We start from the raw sequence: 15805 nt of genomic DNA on the forward strand, positions 1-15805 counted from the left end.
ATGCAATTCAAATTCTCGCAATACCAGTACCAGACCGATGCTGCGGACGCGGTATGCGACGTGTTCGACGGCCAGCCGCTGCAGGATGGCGTCTCCTATATCCGCGACACCGGTATCCGTAAGCCCGCATCCCAAGTGCTCAATCCCGCTCAGGACACTTTCGATATCCCCGAGTTGAGGCCGGCGCAGGAGATGCTCGGCCATTTCGACGCGGATGACGACACGGGCTACCGCAACGCGGACCTGCTGCTGGACGGCGAAAGGCTGCTCGCCAACATCAAAAACGTGCAATGCCGGCAGAACCTGACGGAATCCCCGAAGCTGTACACGGATCCGGCCGGTGCCGTCGAACTGGACGTGGAGATGGAAACCGGCACGGGCAAGACTTTCGTATACACGAAGACCATGTTCGAATTGAACCGCAGGTATGGCTGGTCGAAGTTCATCGTCGTGGTCCCGTCCATCGCCATCCGCGAGGGCGTCGCCAAATCGTTGGACATGACAGGCGACTATTTCTACACGTCCGGCCGCGACGGCAACGAGGGCTATGGGAAGAAACTGCACTCCTTCATCTACGACTCGTCGAATCTGAACCGGCTGGACGAATTCGCCCAGTCCTCGGACATCCAGGTGATGGTCATCAACATGCAGGCGTTCAACACGTCCATGAAGGAGAACGGGCGTAGCAGGGACGCGAGAATCATCTTCTCGGAACGTGACGATTTCGGCTCGCGCCGCCCGATCGACGTGATCAGTGCGAGCCATCCGATCATGATCCTGGACGAGCCGCAGAAGATGGGAGGCAAGGCCACGCAGGCGGGCATACGCCTGTTCAAACCATTGTTCACGCTGAACTATTCCGCCACGCACAAGATAAAGCACGACCTCGTGTATGCACTGGACGCGCTGGACGCGTACAACCAGCGTCTGGTCAAGCGCATCGAGGTCAAAGGCTTCGAGCTGAACAACATGCGCGGCACCGACGGCTACCTGTATCTGCAGGACGTCATCGTCAGCAAAAACAGGGCGCCGCAGGCCCGTATCGAATACAAGAAGCTGTCCTCGGCCGGTAAGGTCGTGACCACGTCCGGACTGTTCGACGAGGGCGACGATGTCTACACCGCGTCCGGCGGGCTAGAGGCGTACCGCGACGGCTGGCGCATCGCTCCGGACGGCATCGTGCCCGACGGCCTGGAGCCGGGCCGGACCGGCTACGTGCGGTTCATGAATGGCGAGACGCTCGGCAAGGGCCGTATCATGAACGACGGATCCGAGGCAGACATGCGCCGCGTGCAGATCCGCGAGACCATCCTCTCCCACCTGCACAAGGAGGAGCACCTGTGGGCGCGAGGCATCAAATGCCTGAGCCTGTTCTTCATCGACGAGGTCGCGAAATACCGACAGTACGACGATGACGGCGAGCCGTTGAACGGCGAGTACGCGAACATGTTCGAGCAGGAGTACGACCGTTGCGTGCATGATTTCGTCGAGAACCGTCTCGACGACGGGTCCAGCTATCTCGACTGGCTACGCACCACACACGGCCGTTACGTGCACAAGGGATATTTCAGCATCGACAAGCACGGTCATTCCATCGACTCGAAAGTCAAACGCGGGTCGGAAGACAGCGACGACATCAGCGCATACGACCTGATTCTGAAAAACAAGGAACGACTGTTGAGCTTCGACGAGCCCACGAGGTTCATCTTCAGCCATTCCGCACTGCGCGAGGGATGGGACAACCCGAACGTGTTCCAGATCTGCACGTTGAAGCATTCGGACAACGAGGTCGGCAAACGCCAGGAGGTCGGACGCGGCCTACGCCTGTGCGTGAACCGCGAGGGCGTGCGTCAGGATCGTAACCTGCTCAGCGACGCGGACTTCCTTGACGTGAACCTGTTGACCGTTATCGCGTCGGAAAGCTACGAAAGGTTCGCCGAAAGCCTGCAGAAGGACATCGAGACCGACCTGCGAGAGCGGCCAATCGTCATCAACGATGCGTTCTTCGCCAAGACATGCGTTCCGGCCGACAAGCTCGGTCCAGAGTATGCGGGCTTGGGAGACGTGTCGTTCAGCAAGGACGAGGCGCGTGACATCGTGTACGCGCTGACCGTGGACCGGCTCATCGACCGCGACGGCAAGCTGACCGGCAAGTACAAGGAAGAGCGTTTCGGCAAGGATACGGTGGAACTTCTGCCAGAACCCTTGCGAAAGAAGGTCCCGGCAATCCGTCTCGTGCTGGACAGCGTGGTGGAAGGCACCACCAAGGTGCTGATCGGCAACGCATTGAAGCGTAAGGTACATGGCAATCCGCTCAATGCCAACTGGCAGAAGAAGGAGTTCCAGGAGCTCTGGAGGCGCATCAACCACAAGTATGCGTATACCGTCAGCTTCGACGACGACGAACTCGTCAAAAACGCAGTCAAGGCAATTGACGAGCGTCTGGTCGTATCGAAACTGTCCTACACGGTCACGCGCGGCATCCAGAAGGAGAACGCTTCACGCAACGAGCTCGCGGACCGCACCCACTTCCACAGGAACGACTCCCATACCGACGACTTGGATGTCGACGCATCCAACGGCGTGAAATATGATCTGCTTGGCGAGATCGCGCAGGCTGCGACCATCACGCGTCGTTGTGCGGCACGCATCCTCAAGAGCATTCGGCCGGACCGGTTCCTCATGTTCAGAGACAATCCAGAGCAGTTCATCGCGAGGGTCGGCCGTCTGATTGTTCAGGAGAAGGCGAACATGGTCGTTGACCATATCTGCTACGACCGGATCGAAGGCGGATACGATTCGAGCATCTTCACCAAGGGCGGCAACAATCGTGATGAGGCCGAAGGCTATCAGGCGTCTAAGTGCGTGCAGGACTGGGTGTTCCCCGATGGCAGGATCGAAAGCGATTTCGCCAAGGACCTCGATAACGCGGCGGAAGTCGCGGTGTATGCGAAACTGCCGCGTGGATTCCAGATTCCGACCCCGGTCGGCAACTACGCCCCTGACTGGGCCGTGGCCTTCCGCGACGACAGCGGTCTCAAGCACCTGTTCTTCGTCGCCGAAACCAAGGGCAGCCTGGAATCATTCGACCTGCGTGGAATTGAGAACAGCAAGATAGCCTGCGCGAAACGACTGTTCAACCAACTCGATCTCGCAGATGGAACCCGTTACGAGCAGGCCACCACCTATCAGACCCTGCTTGACGAAGTGAAAGCATTGCAATAACGAGAAGAATTAGCTGGCAGACCTTCAATTATCAATGACTACCAATCAAGTGACGTTTAACGTAGCCAGACGCATCCCAAGGGAATAATGCAATGGACATATGGGGAATAGCGGTACCATCAGTAATCAGTGTTGTCAACATTTTCGTGACGATTCACGTTGCGCGCATGACAAAACAAACGCAAAAATTACTCTCTTCAAACGAGAAAGAAATCCAACAAATTGATTCGAACCTTGAGCATTTGCGAGAAGATCTCGTACGATTCTATTCTGCATTTAGCACCAGTCCTAAAGAAACCATGGCAGATGTTCTTGTCGCTTATGAGATTCTGATGGCGAATCCCCTAACCACTGATGAACTGAGAAAAGCCGCATATAAAGTACGAGAATTTACCACGGTAGAGGCTATGAGCATGTTCGGGATTCCCATCAAAAAAGATGCTGCAATTGAACCAGAAGATACCTATCAATCTTCGATAGATGAATTAGGCAAGGCTTACCGCCAAATAGTGGAAGAACAGAATCAGAAAAGGGCAAACTTGTTAAACGACAAGTCAAGGAGAAAATTATTCAGAAGGATAGCAGACTCTTCGAAATAATTTTTTATACTTATTTTGCCCCAGATGGATATATACACGAATTTCGCGATGGCCGACACCGCCCAGCTCGCAAAAGAAGGCAAACTCGCCGAATTCGTAGACAAGGCGTTCGAAGAATAGCGATCTCTTCAGCCAGCTACAACGATGATGGGACTGGGTTGCCGGCAGATTATTTATCCGTCAGCAACCCAGTCCCCCGCTTCTCAGTTGTCTATCTCAATCGCATGGATCGTGACTTCGCCATCTTCCGAAGGTTCGGCTTGTCTGAATTCCGGGCGGAGTTCCATGCCGGCCTGGTCGAACTCACCGTTCAAGTTGCGTACCAGCGTATCGGCCAATCGGCCACCCATGGGTTTGAACGTCGCATAGGTTATCACCCCGGAAATAGCACCGCCGACAATGGGCACAACCTTGGTAACGGCCTTCCCGACCGATTCCTTCACCACCTGTTTGCCGACCAGTGCACCGATTTTCTTGAGCAGTGGATACCAGGTCGTTTTCATCAGAGCCTGCTGAGCGACCTTCTTGCCCATATTCTTGCCGACTTCCCTGGCGACTTTTCCTATCAGCATCGCCGCACCCGACGCGCCGAACATTACGCCCAAATAGACGAGAATGCGCACTTTAGCATCTTCGCTCAGCTCCGACTCGTCGGACAACAGATCATCCTCACCAAAAAGATAGGCGATTTTCTGCGCCAGATTGATCGCGAAACCAAAGTATTGGGCCACATCGGCACTTCCAGCGGCAACGGCGGCAGGGCCACCGGGAATTCCTGCCACAAAGGCGGCGAGAGTGGTCTGATTCGTTGATTTCTTGATCACCCCATCCGCCTTTTTCCGCAACGACTCCACCGTATATACATGTTGCGGGCCATGCTCCAGAATCTCATCGAGATATTCCGAATCGGCGAAGTGCTGTCGCAGGAACGCTTCCCTATCAACTCTAATAACCGGAAGCTTCGCAACGCTTCCGATCATATTTATCGCCACATCGTAAAGCTCTTCGTCGGTTTTCTTAGCCATGTTCTCTCCACTCCGATAAGACGCATCGTGCTTAATGCCCATGGTATCTGCTCCTTTATTTGTTCGATGGATAACATGCGGGCGATCCCGCATTCACCATGGGCCATGTTTTCTCCGCGAGCGCGACGGGGCTCCGGAGATACTGCCTGCACTCAAGTCAGCAAATCAGTCAAGGCATGCTTGCGCATGTGCGCGCGCTCAGTATCTTGATTACTACTTCGTCATTCGTGTGGCATGTTCAATCGCCAAGGAAATCAACGATGCTCCTCCTAAAACTCTTTGTCAGTAAAACACACAACAAGGTATGGGATCAGGAAATAATCAAACTACAATCGCGTCATCAGAAACCGAATCCCGTCGCAATCCCATCATAAGCAGGTAATGTCCGAAAACCATAACCGTAATGAAAAAGATTCTTCCAACACCATGAGTCGACAGAATACAGAGCATCGCTTCTTCAACCGGTTTTCAGCAAGCTCGTAAGTTCGCAGGCTGTGAGGAAGATCCAGGAGACAAGGAAGTTTTCAAATGGAAACGATTGAAAAAACGTTCTATCGTCGTGTGACGTTGAGTTTCATGCTAAATTATTCAGTCAATTGCGATGGAAACCTTCGGGCGACACCTAGGAGGAGTCGATGCGTCGACTCCTCCTTTTTAATATCTTCCAGCCCATCGGTTTTCCAGTCGTCAATCTCAATCGCGTGAATTGTAACGACTCCGCCATCTTCCGAGGACTCGACTTTTCTGAATTCCGGGCGGAGCTCCATGTCGGTCTCGTCGAATTCACCGTTCAAATTACGTATCAGTGCTGGTGTATAGTCCTGTGTATCAGCGCCCACCCAAGGCTACGTTTACGTCCTGAAATGCGGTGGGCCTCTTTATCTATCTGCTACTACGAGCAGTAACAGCAGCCTCCAGGCCTCTTAACAATGCTCAATCCGGAGGCTCTTTTTGCTCATCAACCAGTATGCAACGAGGCATGCAGTCATCCCGCACAGCTACTGCCCCACCTCTTCAGCGATCAGCCCAAGTTCGCCAAGCATATCGTTGGGAATGATGCTCGCATCAACGGCATCATCTGGCAGTAACCCGTATTCCTGAGCCTCCGCACGAAGCAAATCACTACGAACGCCCTGAAACAACTTGTAGTCAGGCTCGTGTGAACACAACCCAGCAAAAACTGGAATGTCATATTCAGAGCCTTTCCCCTCAGATCCGCGGCACATCAAAAGGGTCCTTCCCCGTAAGCTGTACCTGTGCTTGTTGTTCCACATATGGTTGCAGAACCGCCAATACCTGCGGTATTTCATGAGTTACGGCATAATATAGGCGGTCAAAATCAAGCCCGTCATAATCATGGGCAATCCAATCGCGCATGCCGCTCACACCACGCCATGGAACACCGGACTCTGACTCGCGGAATTCTTTCGAAAGCTTCTTGACATGCTCCCCCGCTCTGGCAATCGCCATAGCCACGGCATTCTGCTTCTCATCATTCTCAGCGAATTCCTCAGAGCTCAGCTCTCCTAGGAATCGTTGCGCATCATGAAGCGCGCGAACTATCGCGACGATATGCAGGACGTCTTTTTCAGTCGTTTTCATAAGCACACCTCAGATAATGCGGAACATCGGTTTGGAGGTTATGGAATTGACGAATATCACCCGTTGCATCTCAGCAAGTCTATCTTGCAATTCAGTGGTGATGTATCGCTTTTTCACCAAGTCAATCTCCCGACCAAAAGTCGATGCGAGTTCATCGCGCAAAGCCCACTCATCAATCATTGGATTAGCCGTGTCATCAAACTGGTAGATGAAATCGATATCTGAATCCGCACGTCCCTCGCCGCGAGCCATGGAACCGAACAGGTACAATTCATTGACATGATGCCTCAGCGCGATAGGACGAGCAATGTCCGCTATCTGCTGCGGTGTAGTGGCCCGCGAAATCGCATCAAGCGCATTTTTATAACGCTGAATAAAAGCCTGCGTTGGATTTCCTCTCACCGCACGCGACAGAACAGGATCAGTCACGCCCATGGATTCAGCCACACTTTTCTGCGAGAAACCCAATCGCTTGCGTTTTTCATTAAGCTCGTGCATTACTTCCATACCAACATATTAGCTTACAAGCTAATTACAGCGCAAACCTTTTGAACGGAACGTCGAATGCCATATCTAAGAAATTAGTCCGCTCCTTCGCATATCTCCGCAAGCTTTCGGCTGAAGTCCAGTTTCCCTTGGCATGCGCAGTCTGCAGAATGCGTATGTGTTCTCGACGGGTGGCCTTATCCGTGATATTCAAATCCTCCAGTTTGCTCACCACGGTATTCATATCAAGTCCCATGCATAGCGGATGATCGAGAACCACGGATCTCAAATCGTCCGTATGCACCACGAATTCGCGGCCGGAATGCGTCTTCACCTTGAATTTGGTGCGGTTCGAAAAGCAGTCGATGGAAATGAAGGCCAATACTGCGAGACATCCTCGAACGGTATTTCGGGCTCGGCAACATCGACACCGCGCTGCAATACGAAATCGAACGCATGCACGACGGCCTACCGTGCAATCCCGGCTTGAGCACATACCAGTTCGACATCGACGACCAGGTCCGGCGCAAACGCGCCGGCAACGACTCGGAAAAGGGAAACGACGTCTTCGGAGACGACGAAAACCTCTCTTTCGGGGAGAGCCACCCTCCCCGCCGAGCGCAACTTCCCGCAGGATGGCTGAATATCCTGGAAGCCGCCTACGAGCATCAGGACGACACGCAGGCTCTGCTACGGCTCGCCATGTACGCGATCCTTTCGGACATCCCGCCCGCGGACCGGTACCTTCCCATGGCAAAGGCGCTTGCCGCCGACGACTGGCCGAATATCCTCACGCGTATCACAGAACTGTTCGGCCAATACGGCGACAGGCTGTTCTCGCTTGCGCGCAACCGCATGATGGAACGGCTGATCATCCAGGAACAGCTGAGCGAACAGGCATGGCAATACCTGCAGGCGCGTACGGACATCAACAATTCCGATGCGGTGTTCTTCGGCACACGGGAGCCGCAATGGCAATTCATGTTCGACGAATTGGCGCCGGTCGCCATGCGCACGCACGCGGCGGACATCAGAACTTGTGCGACCGCTGCAGGATGCGGATGCCGAACCATTGAAAACCGACACCGCCGAAAACCGCATCGTCATCGCGAGCATCATCAAACGCTGCATCGATTCCGGTGCGAAGGATCTGGCGGAACGGCAACGAGACAGGCTTCGTCTTATGTACCCGAAACGCCGCATGTTACAGCGGATGCTCGATGCGGTCATGGCCGGTGACTTCAACCAGTACGATCCGCAGTGGCAACACGAAGAGTGAATCCCGATGGGCCGTCCCAAACATCGACCGCCGACACGAATCCAAAGTGGGAATCCAAAGTGGTACTGGCCATTGCGGGATCTTGAAACGGCCGCTTCGCTTGCTTGAGGCATACGAACGCCGAAACACGAAGTATGAGCGTTGGAATTCCAACGCTCATACTCGCCATAATCGGCAAACGGTGCCACAAACAAGCCAACAAGCATTTTGGGGAGGGCTATTCGTGCGATGTTGCGCTCTATCATTGATAAAGGCATCCAGCAACCGCATATCGTAAGGAATCACATGCGTTATTTCACTTCGGACACGCACTTTGGCCACCCACTGGTCACCGCGCTTCGCGGGTTCCTGAACAATGGCAGGCTACGTGCTGAGTACCTCGACATCTGGCAGACGCAGGCCCGCACCGCCGCACACGCGTGGATCAAACAATATGTGCACGACAATCAGACATCGTTCAAAGCGATCTGCGACATCGCACGCCACGAGAACACCATCATCGACAATATCAACGAGATCGTCGGACACGACGACGAACTGTGGATTCTCGGCGACCTCTCCTACCGTTGCACCGTCGAGCACACGCTTGAATGTCTGCGCCGAATCAACTGCCAACATCTGCATCTGATCATCGGCAACCACGACCGCAACTTCCGTCTCCGCTCCAACGACGCGCTGTACGGGGACGTGTTCGAGACCATCGACGATTACCGCGAAATCGACATGGAACTTCCCGTTCTCGATGAATCCGGCAAAATAACGGTGGCGACCACGCAGCAAAGCATCGCCATGAGCCACTTCCCCAGACTCTCGGCATTGGCCGAAGAACACGGCGATTGGCCGAGCAACTGGAACGAGTTCGCCGATATGGCGCCTACCACCGAAGGCTGGCTACTCTACGGCCACACGCATCAGGACGTTCCCGACGGCACCGATCCGCGAAGTGTGAACGTGGGGCTCGACGCATGGGATTTCAAGCCCGTCAGCGAACAGCAAATCCTCGCCTGGCTTGCATCCCGGTGCGCCGACCAATCAAAGTGAATTCCACCCTGAGCATGGATCCGGGCTGTAGGATGCCGGGTCGCTGGTATTTGTCGACGCCGGCGCTCCAGGTTTGCAACCATTCGAGTTTGGGACACTGTCGGCATGTTCCCGGATCAACATTGCCGACGATGGCGGTGACTTGAGCTTTGAGCTCTTCGGGGATGATGGCCGTCCATGCCATGTTGCCACGCTGCGCCGGATCGCCTACGAATTCTTACGGCACGCTTTTGGCTGCACGCATGAACTGCGCTTGTTCGGATGATGTCAACGGCAGGCAATTGACAATAAGTTTGCGATTATTCTCGATTCCCACCCATCCCACCTTAGGACAGACATGAGATAAGCCTTTCGCATGTGAGTGGCGAATAGATTCAGCCGAGTCTGACTTGGCCCCGGCTGAATCACATGTATGCGCCCGTCTGTTCAGGCAAGGGACTCGTACGCTTGCGCATCGACCGGTTCAAGCCATTCGTTGCTCATCGCGCCAGGGTCTCCTGCCGGAACCATGAACGCACGGCATGAGATTCGAATTCCACCCGCAGCACCACTGACGGCATCATGCGCAACAAGTATGATCAGGCGCAAGACCAAGACATGCCCATCGTCGAACGTGTGCTTGAAGTAGCCGAACACCACGGAGTGCCCATGGCTCAGGTTGCGCTTGCATGGCACTGGGCCAAGGGCGTGACCGTACCTATCTCGTGGGCTGTTCGCAGCCAGAACGCGTGGATGATGCCATCGCCGCGCTAGGCGTGCAGCTTACGGAAGATGACATAGCCCACATCGAAGAGCCGTATACCGCGCAGAGCTAGTCGGTCCGCTTTCTCGCCCAGGAGAGAAGGCCTTGGCCGGCACTTTGGCTCCCACGCTCAAGGAAACCACTCGAAACTAGCTTCTCTTGACTCCGCGGGGTGGTATCCGCCCTTACGTATGGCAGATTTCACCCCGCGTCCCCATGCATCTCGCCTATATATGGCAGGTCTTATAGATAAAAAGAGGGTTAGAGGGTACGAAACATACCCTCTAACTCGCTTTTGCTCCTGTGTATAAGGCAGATAGCATCGGACAGCCTCGTGAATCTGCCCTATATACATATATAGCTGAGTTAGAGGTCGAGGCTCTCCACCCAAGAGGAGACTTCACCGGCCGAGGCGTTGGACGAGAGCCGTTGTCCTTCCTGCCAATCACCGGTGCCGACCATGGTCGGCAAGTCATCACCGCTGCTGCCCAGCGGTGATGACGAAGAAGCGGCGAATAGATGACTTTCTTGCTGATGAAGTCATGGTCGGTCACAAAGTGATTGGCCAGCCATGCGGCTCCGCCCCACCAAATCGGATAGCCGATGAACTCAGCGATTCAATCACTCGCCTTTCACAGTGATGGGCAGAAACGTTCAGCAGCGCCCCTCGTACAGGAAGAAGGAAAGCGAACCGTCTTCCAAACCACCTTGAGTAAAGGAATCCCTGCGTATGGTACGTTCCGCTTTACGCGTCAAACCACGGTAATCATAAAAACCGTAATCGCAGGTAGTGTCAGTGAAGAGGAAATACTCGTTCATTCCAGCATCACGAAACACGTCAAGCATGTGATTGAACAGCTTACGGCCGACACCCATGCCCCGCGCTTCCGGAGAAACCACGAACAGCGTTACCTCAGCCTGATAGCTTTTGCCAGCATCTCGCTTCAATACTTCATCGGCCTGCAAAATCGCAATCTGATCGGCAAGTCCTCGACGACCATCCTTGCTTGCCAACAAGGGCAACGCCAAGCAATTTCGCGCAATAGCATGACGTATCCTCTGCGCTGTGGTAACACGGGACCTCAACGATCCCAATACCACGCCAAGCACCCGACCATCATGTTCAGCGACCGTAGCCTCGGTGGTGCGAGAAAGAAAATCATGCATGTCGATTGCCGCAAGTCGGTGCATATTGCGCAGACGAATCGCCTTGCGCAGCTTATACTTACGCAACCCGCGCTCATCGTTCGGAACGTTCCCATTATCATCCGACTCATCATCCACATACCAAGCCTGATGGACAAGCTCTTCAAGCGCGGGAAAATCCGTGCGACGCATCGGTCGGAGCATAATCATTTCTGAAGTCATGCTCCCCCATCCTAGCCGCAGCCATACCAAAACTCCGCTCACGGATGACATAATGCGCATGGTATTGAAATAACAGGAATGCGTAGGATTTGTTGGCATTGGCATGTGAAGCTTGGGGGTCTGGGGGCACAAGTTTAGGATGAGACAGGATTGCGTGTGACGAGCAATGAATGAGAGGTTCATATGGCAACGTTGGTTAGACGAATTGCGGGCGCGCTATGCATAGTGCTCGCCGCGGTATGTGTTTGTTACGCTTTCGCAGTGCGTAACACGCATTCCGGCACAGTATTCTGGATTGTCTGGCTAGCATTCGCGGCGCTGTTCGCCGTGCTTGGATTCGGAGTGCTCTTCCAATGGTGGGCGATGCTGCCAAGACTAGTCAGAGGTGTGGCGATCGCAGTCGCATGCGTCGGTCTGGTCGCATTCGGCACGGTGGAAGGTTGCATTGTCAGCAAAATGCATGCGCAAGGTGAACCAAATCTCGATTATGTGGTGGTGCTTGGAGCTCAGGTGCGCAAGTCCGGGCCAAGCCTTGTGCTTCGTTACCGTCTTGACAAGGCTATTGAGTATTTGGACGCGAACCCGAATACCACATGCATAGTCTCCGGTGGAAAGGGACCGAACGAGCCGTTCCCCGAAGCCCAAGGCATGGCTGATTATCTTAAAGAACATGGCATTGACGAGCAGCGCATTCTTGAAGAGCCGGATTCGAAGACCACTGAGGAAAACATTGTCAACAGCAAGAAGCTGATCAGTGACGATAATGCTTCCGTAGGGGTAATCACCAATAATTTCCACATGTTCCGCGCGTTGCAGATTGCCGACAAATATGGTTTGGACAACGCCCAAGGCATTGCGGCTGGCTCTCCCCCGAACATGCTCGTCAACAATATGGTTCGCGAGTTTTTCGCCGAAATCAAATTCCTGCTGTAACTCATGTTTCGACAATCTCTGTCTTGCCCTGTTTAAGGATGCCGAAACCGAATACGAAATAAATTGAGGGGTGGAATCCCATATGGATTTCACCCCTCAACGCTTTAGAAAGGACTCTCGCGAGTCAGGCATTAAGCGAAGCTCACTCTTCGGAAGCAAGTTCGTCAGCCACAGCGGCGGCTGCGGAAGCAGCTTCAACGCTCTCGGCTTCTTCATCTTCAGCGGCTTCGCCAAGGAAGGCGCTCAGGTCCAGGGTTTCACCCTCGGACTTGAAGGTCACGGCACGCATGCCGGCGAGCAGGCCCTTGGAACGGCCGACTTCCTGCACTGCGGAGCCGAGCTGGCCGTTGCGCATGATGGCCTGGATGAAGGCGTTCGGATCCATGCCGTACTGCTGGGCGATGGAAGCGAGGAAGTTGAACACGTCGGCCTGGGAGACCTTGACATCCAGCTTCTCGGAGAGCACGTCGAGCACCATCTGGTCGCGCAGTTCCTTTTCGACGGTTTCTTCGGCTTCTGCCTTCTGCTCCTTGGTGGCGTTGGCCGGATCAGCGGTCACACCCTTGAGCTGCTGCTCAACCATTTCAGCCTTGACGCCCTTCGGCACCGGAATCTCCAGGCCTTCTTCGAGCTTGGCGATGAAAGCGTCGCGGGCTGCGGTGGCCTGACGGCCTTCGGCATCCTGGGAAGCGGCCTTCTTGAGGTCTTCCTTCAGCTCGTCGAGGGTGTCGAACTCGGAGGCTTCGGAAGCGAAGTCATCGTCGAGTTCCGGCAGCTCTTCAGCCTTGACGGAGTTGACCTTGACCTTGATCTGGGCCTTCTCGCCTTCGTGCTCGCCAGCTTCCAGCGTGCCTTCGAAGGTGGTCTCTTCGCCGGAGGACAGGCCTTCGAGGGCCTCATCCAGACCGTCGAGCATGGTTTCGGAGCCGAGCTCGTAGCTCACGCCTTCCTGGGAGTCGACCACTTCACCGTTGATTTCGGCGGTCAGGTCGATGTTGGCGTAGTCACCCTTGGCGGCCGGACGGTCCACACCCACGAGGGTGCCGAAACGCTGGCGCAGGGCTTCCAGACGGTTGTTGATGTCTTCGTCGGTAATTTCAGCCTTGGCGACCTCGATCTCCATGCCGTCGATTGCCGGCAGCTCGATGTCCGGGCGGCGCTCAACGGTGGCCACGAACTTCAGCTTGGTCTCGTCCTTAGCGGATTCCGGCACTTCCTGAACGTCGATTTCCGGCTGGGCCATCGGATGGATGCCCTTTTCTTCGAGAGCCTTGGAGTACAGCTCCGGCACACCGTTGTTCACGGCTTCGCCAGCAACGGCACCGAAACCGATGCGCTGGTCGATAATCTTGCCGGGCACGTGGCCCTTACGGAAGCCAGGCACGTTCACCTGCTTGGCGATTTCCTTGCGAGCATTGTCGAGATACGGGTTGAACTCTTCCGGATCAACGGTGATGGTGAGCTTCACCTTGGTCGGCTCAAGATTCCTGACGCTGATTTTCACGCTTGCGCTCCTGAAAAATACGGTTCTTCACATTTCTGCCGTTAGGCAACCTCTATATAATAGCGCGACTCACGGACTCTGCAACAAGCGCGACCTGCCACGCCCTAGCGCCCTGCTCAGTGAGGAATTGCGCGACATCACGTTCCTGTGGCTCATCCGTCCAGCAGAGGTTACGCAAATACTGCGGTTTGATGATGACTTCCGCGGGTGTACGCGTGTCTTCCGCTATCTGTGCCACCACCTTGCGTACCTTGTCAAGTGTGGCGAGACGTTCCGGATAGCGTTCCCTCCAGGCTCGTGTCGCACGTGGGGCAGATGTGGTTTGCGCCTCTTGGTTCTGAGGATTGTGGTTGTCTATGACCGGCCACTCGCTTTCTGGCAGATCAAGCGCCTGCTGGATTATTTTCTTCCACATGCTTGGCTTGATTTTGCGTTGTATGGGCGCGTAACGTTCGAACATTTTCTCCTGTTCGGCGTCGGCCTGGATGCGCACACGTTCGTTGATGGAACGCACCGCCCTGAATTGTGCGGCATTGTGCGGCTTGCGCTCCGCCACTTCGATGATGGTTCTGTCGGCAAGCAGCAACGTCGGTGAGATATCGTATTGGCGCGCCAGTTCGTCTCGCTTGGTCCATAGTGCTTTCGCCACAGCCAAGGCCTGACGATCCTTCATGATTTCGGTGATATGCGAGATGCGCAGCCATGGAACGGGATGCTCTTTGCGTGGCGCGGTTCCTTCGCGCAGCGCGTAATCGAATTCCTCCTCGGCCCATTCGATTTTGCCTTGACGGCGCAGTTCGGCGCGCATGATCGTTTCCAGCTCGATCAGCAATTCAACATCCAACGCCGCATAATTGCGCCAGTCACGCGGCAACGGACGGTATGACCAATCGGCTGCGGAATGCTCTTTGGCAAGTGTCAATCCCAAGTAATGCTCAGTGACGGCGGCCAAACCGAACCGTTTCATGCCGAGCAGTCTCGCGGCGATCTCGGTGTCGAACAACCGCTGCGGCTTCAATCCAAGGTCATTGAATCCTGGCAGATCCTGCAGAGAATCATGCAGAATCCATACCGCGTCGCCTACGGCAGCATTGAAATCGTTCCAATCAACACCTTCGGCAGTCAATGCCTGCGGGTCAAGCAATCCTATGCCGGCACCGTCCCTTTTGAACTGCACCAACCAATCGTCATGACCGTATCGGAAACCGGATGCTCGCTCCGCATCGGCAGCAAGAGACCCGTGTGAGGACGCCAGAGCGCTGCAGTACTCGCGAAATGCCGGTAGGGTGTCGATCACATCGGGCACGCCCTCACGCGGCTCGGCCTGCAACCTTGGCTCGTCAGTCAACGGAATAATCCTCCTCGGATTGCGTCATGGACTGGAGGAATTCCGCCCATGCACCTACCTGAGCGCCTGCGTCAAGACCTCCATCGGCATAGTCTAATGGCGTCCAAGACACACGAATCTCACATCCGGTTTCTGGAGCGTCGGATTGCCCGCCAAATACCGTGCTTCTTGTAACGGTGACGGTTCCTGAAACATGTTCGACACCGTATGCGCCGATCTGGTCCGCCATCGCATCCCAATACATGGATGGCGTCAGGCAATCCCTTTCGTTGCCAGGCAATGGCAGCGCGGCGAATGCGGCGCAACGCCAATGCGAATGCCAGTCGTTTCGGTATTTATGCGAATACAACACCATGATCCAACCGGTGGAACGCGTCTCATCGCAGTCCATTTCGACGCCGATGCCGAAACTCGCCATGGCGCATGGTACTGGAATCTCACGATATGACACACCTGATAATCGTGGCATGCGTTCCACGGAAAGTACGGCATCCCACACTTTGTCTGGCACACCGGAGGGTCGAGTCAACATTGATTCAGGAGGGGCTGCGCAGGCGCACGATCCCCTACCTGTGGTGCGCGCTTCGTTGGGTGCACCTTGAGGAAAAGCATAGATGTCCGCCATGATTCAAGACTACGGCAGCGACACCGTT

Annotated in this window: 15 protein-coding genes; 6 read left to right on the forward strand and 9 right to left on the reverse strand. The window is 54.9% G+C overall.

Translation table 11 applies throughout. The features are described 5' to 3' along the window. The gene (locus CE153_RS03380) at positions 1–3225 is read left to right on the forward strand and encodes a restriction endonuclease (RefSeq protein ID WP_033501005.1); all 3225 of its coding nucleotides are present in this window, start codon (positions 1–3) and stop codon (positions 3223–3225) included. A 167-nt stretch (positions 3226–3392) separates the two neighbouring features. Then, positions 3393–3824, forward strand: a complete 432-nt coding sequence (locus tag CE153_RS03385) for a hypothetical protein (protein ID WP_143247764.1) — start codon at positions 3393–3395, stop codon at positions 3822–3824. 203 nt (positions 3825–4027) lie between these two features. Here CE153_RS03385 and CE153_RS03390 read toward each other — a convergent pair whose 3' ends face one another. The 4 genes from CE153_RS03390 to CE153_RS03410 form a co-directional block, all read right to left on the reverse strand. Then, positions 4028–4891, reverse strand: a complete 864-nt coding sequence (locus CE153_RS03390; protein ID WP_236824448.1) for a hypothetical protein — start codon at positions 4889–4891, stop codon at positions 4028–4030. Positions 4892–5847: 956 nt separating this feature from the next. After that, the gene (locus CE153_RS03400; RefSeq protein ID WP_052118770.1) at positions 5848–6075 is read right to left on the reverse strand and encodes a hypothetical protein; all 228 of its coding nucleotides are present in this window, start codon (positions 6073–6075) and stop codon (positions 5848–5850) included. Further along, positions 6059–6451, reverse strand: a complete 393-nt coding sequence (locus tag CE153_RS03405) for a HepT-like ribonuclease domain-containing protein (RefSeq protein ID WP_081291829.1) — start codon at positions 6449–6451, stop codon at positions 6059–6061. The genes CE153_RS03400 and CE153_RS03405 overlap by 17 nt, the downstream gene beginning before the upstream one ends. Positions 6452–6460: 9 nt before the next feature. Continuing rightward, positions 6461–6958 carry a nucleotidyltransferase domain-containing protein gene (locus CE153_RS03410; protein WP_099595124.1) on the reverse strand — a complete coding sequence of 166 codons (498 nt, stop codon included), beginning with the start codon at positions 6956–6958 and terminating at the stop codon, positions 6461–6463. A gap of 465 nt (positions 6959–7423) precedes the next feature. Here CE153_RS03410 and CE153_RS03420 point away from each other — a divergent pair, with 465 nt between their 5' ends. Beyond that, a complete protein-coding gene (locus CE153_RS03420; protein ID WP_143433078.1) occupies positions 7424–8176 on the forward strand; it encodes a hypothetical protein in 753 nt (250 codons plus the stop codon). Positions 8177–8501: 325 nt separating this feature from the next. Further along, a complete protein-coding gene (locus CE153_RS03425) occupies positions 8502–9257 on the forward strand; it encodes a metallophosphoesterase (RefSeq protein ID WP_236824449.1) in 756 nt (251 codons plus the stop codon). Between the two features lie 426 nt (positions 9258–9683). Here the strand turns inward: CE153_RS03425 and CE153_RS08980 are convergent, their stop codons facing one another. Continuing rightward, positions 9684–9932 (reverse strand): hypothetical protein, encoded by a 249-nt coding sequence (locus CE153_RS08980; protein WP_236824469.1) that lies wholly within the window; start codon positions 9930–9932, stop codon positions 9684–9686. Between CE153_RS08980 and CE153_RS08985 the strand changes: the two genes are divergently transcribed. After that, the gene (locus CE153_RS08985; protein ID WP_231858533.1) at positions 9873–10010 is read left to right on the forward strand and encodes a hypothetical protein; all 138 of its coding nucleotides are present in this window, start codon (positions 9873–9875) and stop codon (positions 10008–10010) included. The genes CE153_RS08980 and CE153_RS08985 overlap by 60 nt on opposite strands. Before the next feature lie 643 nt (positions 10011–10653). Here the strand turns inward: CE153_RS08985 and CE153_RS03445 are convergent. Beyond that, positions 10654–11367 (reverse strand): GNAT family N-acetyltransferase, encoded by a 714-nt coding sequence (locus CE153_RS03445; RefSeq protein WP_099595127.1) that lies wholly within the window; start codon positions 11365–11367, stop codon positions 10654–10656. Between the two features lie 183 nt (positions 11368–11550). On the opposite strand from CE153_RS03445, the gene CE153_RS03450 reads away from it, so the two are divergent. Next, the gene (locus tag CE153_RS03450; RefSeq protein ID WP_099595128.1) at positions 11551–12300 is read left to right on the forward strand and encodes an ElyC/SanA/YdcF family protein; all 750 of its coding nucleotides are present in this window, start codon (positions 11551–11553) and stop codon (positions 12298–12300) included. A 142-nt stretch (positions 12301–12442) separates the two neighbouring features. Here the strand turns inward: CE153_RS03450 and tig are convergent, their stop codons facing one another. Genes tig through CE153_RS03465 form a run of 3 tightly spaced genes read right to left on the reverse strand, consistent with a single transcriptional unit; the run spans position 12443 to position 15777 of the window. Continuing rightward, a complete protein-coding gene (gene tig, locus CE153_RS03455) occupies positions 12443–13804 on the reverse strand; it encodes a trigger factor (protein ID WP_099595129.1) in 1362 nt (453 codons plus the stop codon). A 52-nt stretch (positions 13805–13856) separates the two neighbouring features. After that, complete coding sequence (locus CE153_RS03460; RefSeq protein WP_180753386.1) at positions 13857–15152, reverse strand: HRDC domain-containing protein; 1296 nt, start codon at positions 15150–15152, stop codon at positions 13857–13859. Continuing rightward, positions 15145–15777: a DUF3000 family protein gene (locus tag CE153_RS03465; protein ID WP_180753387.1), complete on the reverse strand. Its 633-nt coding sequence runs from the start codon at positions 15775–15777 to the stop codon at positions 15145–15147. Before CE153_RS03465 ends, CE153_RS03460 begins: the two co-directional genes overlap by 8 nt. Positions 15778–15805 lie beyond the last annotated feature (28 nt).

It is taken from the genome of Bifidobacterium sp. N4G05, from assembly GCF_002742445.1.
In the GTDB taxonomy this organism is placed as follows: Bacteria; Actinomycetota; Actinomycetes; order Actinomycetales; family Bifidobacteriaceae; genus Bifidobacterium; species Bifidobacterium hominis.

Excerpts from the sequence above, each read along its gene's own strand:
- CE153_RS03380 (WP_033501005.1), top strand. The coding sequence starts at position 1 with ATGCAATTCAAATTCTCGCAATACCAGTACCAGACCGATGCTGCGGAC.
- CE153_RS03385 (WP_143247764.1), top strand. The coding sequence starts at position 3,393 with ATGACAAAACAAACGCAAAAATTACTCTCTTCAAACGAGAAAGAAATC.
- CE153_RS03390 (WP_236824448.1), bottom strand. The coding sequence starts at position 4,891 with ATGGGCATTAAGCACGATGCGTCTTATCGGAGTGGAGAGAACATGGCT.
- CE153_RS03400 (WP_052118770.1), bottom strand. The coding sequence starts at position 6,075 with ATGTGCCGCGGATCTGAGGGGAAAGGCTCTGAATATGACATTCCAGTT.
- CE153_RS03405 (WP_081291829.1), bottom strand. The coding sequence starts at position 6,451 with ATGAAAACGACTGAAAAAGACGTCCTGCATATCGTCGCGATAGTTCGC.
- CE153_RS03410 (WP_099595124.1), bottom strand. The coding sequence starts at position 6,958 with ATGGAAGTAATGCACGAGCTTAATGAAAAACGCAAGCGATTGGGTTTC.
- CE153_RS03425 (WP_236824449.1), top strand. The coding sequence starts at position 8,502 with ATGCGTTATTTCACTTCGGACACGCACTTTGGCCACCCACTGGTCACC.
- CE153_RS03445 (WP_099595127.1), bottom strand. The coding sequence starts at position 11,367 with ATGACTTCAGAAATGATTATGCTCCGACCGATGCGTCGCACGGATTTT.
- CE153_RS03450 (WP_099595128.1), top strand. The coding sequence starts at position 11,551 with ATGGCAACGTTGGTTAGACGAATTGCGGGCGCGCTATGCATAGTGCTC.
- CE153_RS03465 (WP_180753387.1), bottom strand. The coding sequence starts at position 15,777 with ATGGCGGACATCTATGCTTTTCCTCAAGGTGCACCCAACGAAGCGCGC.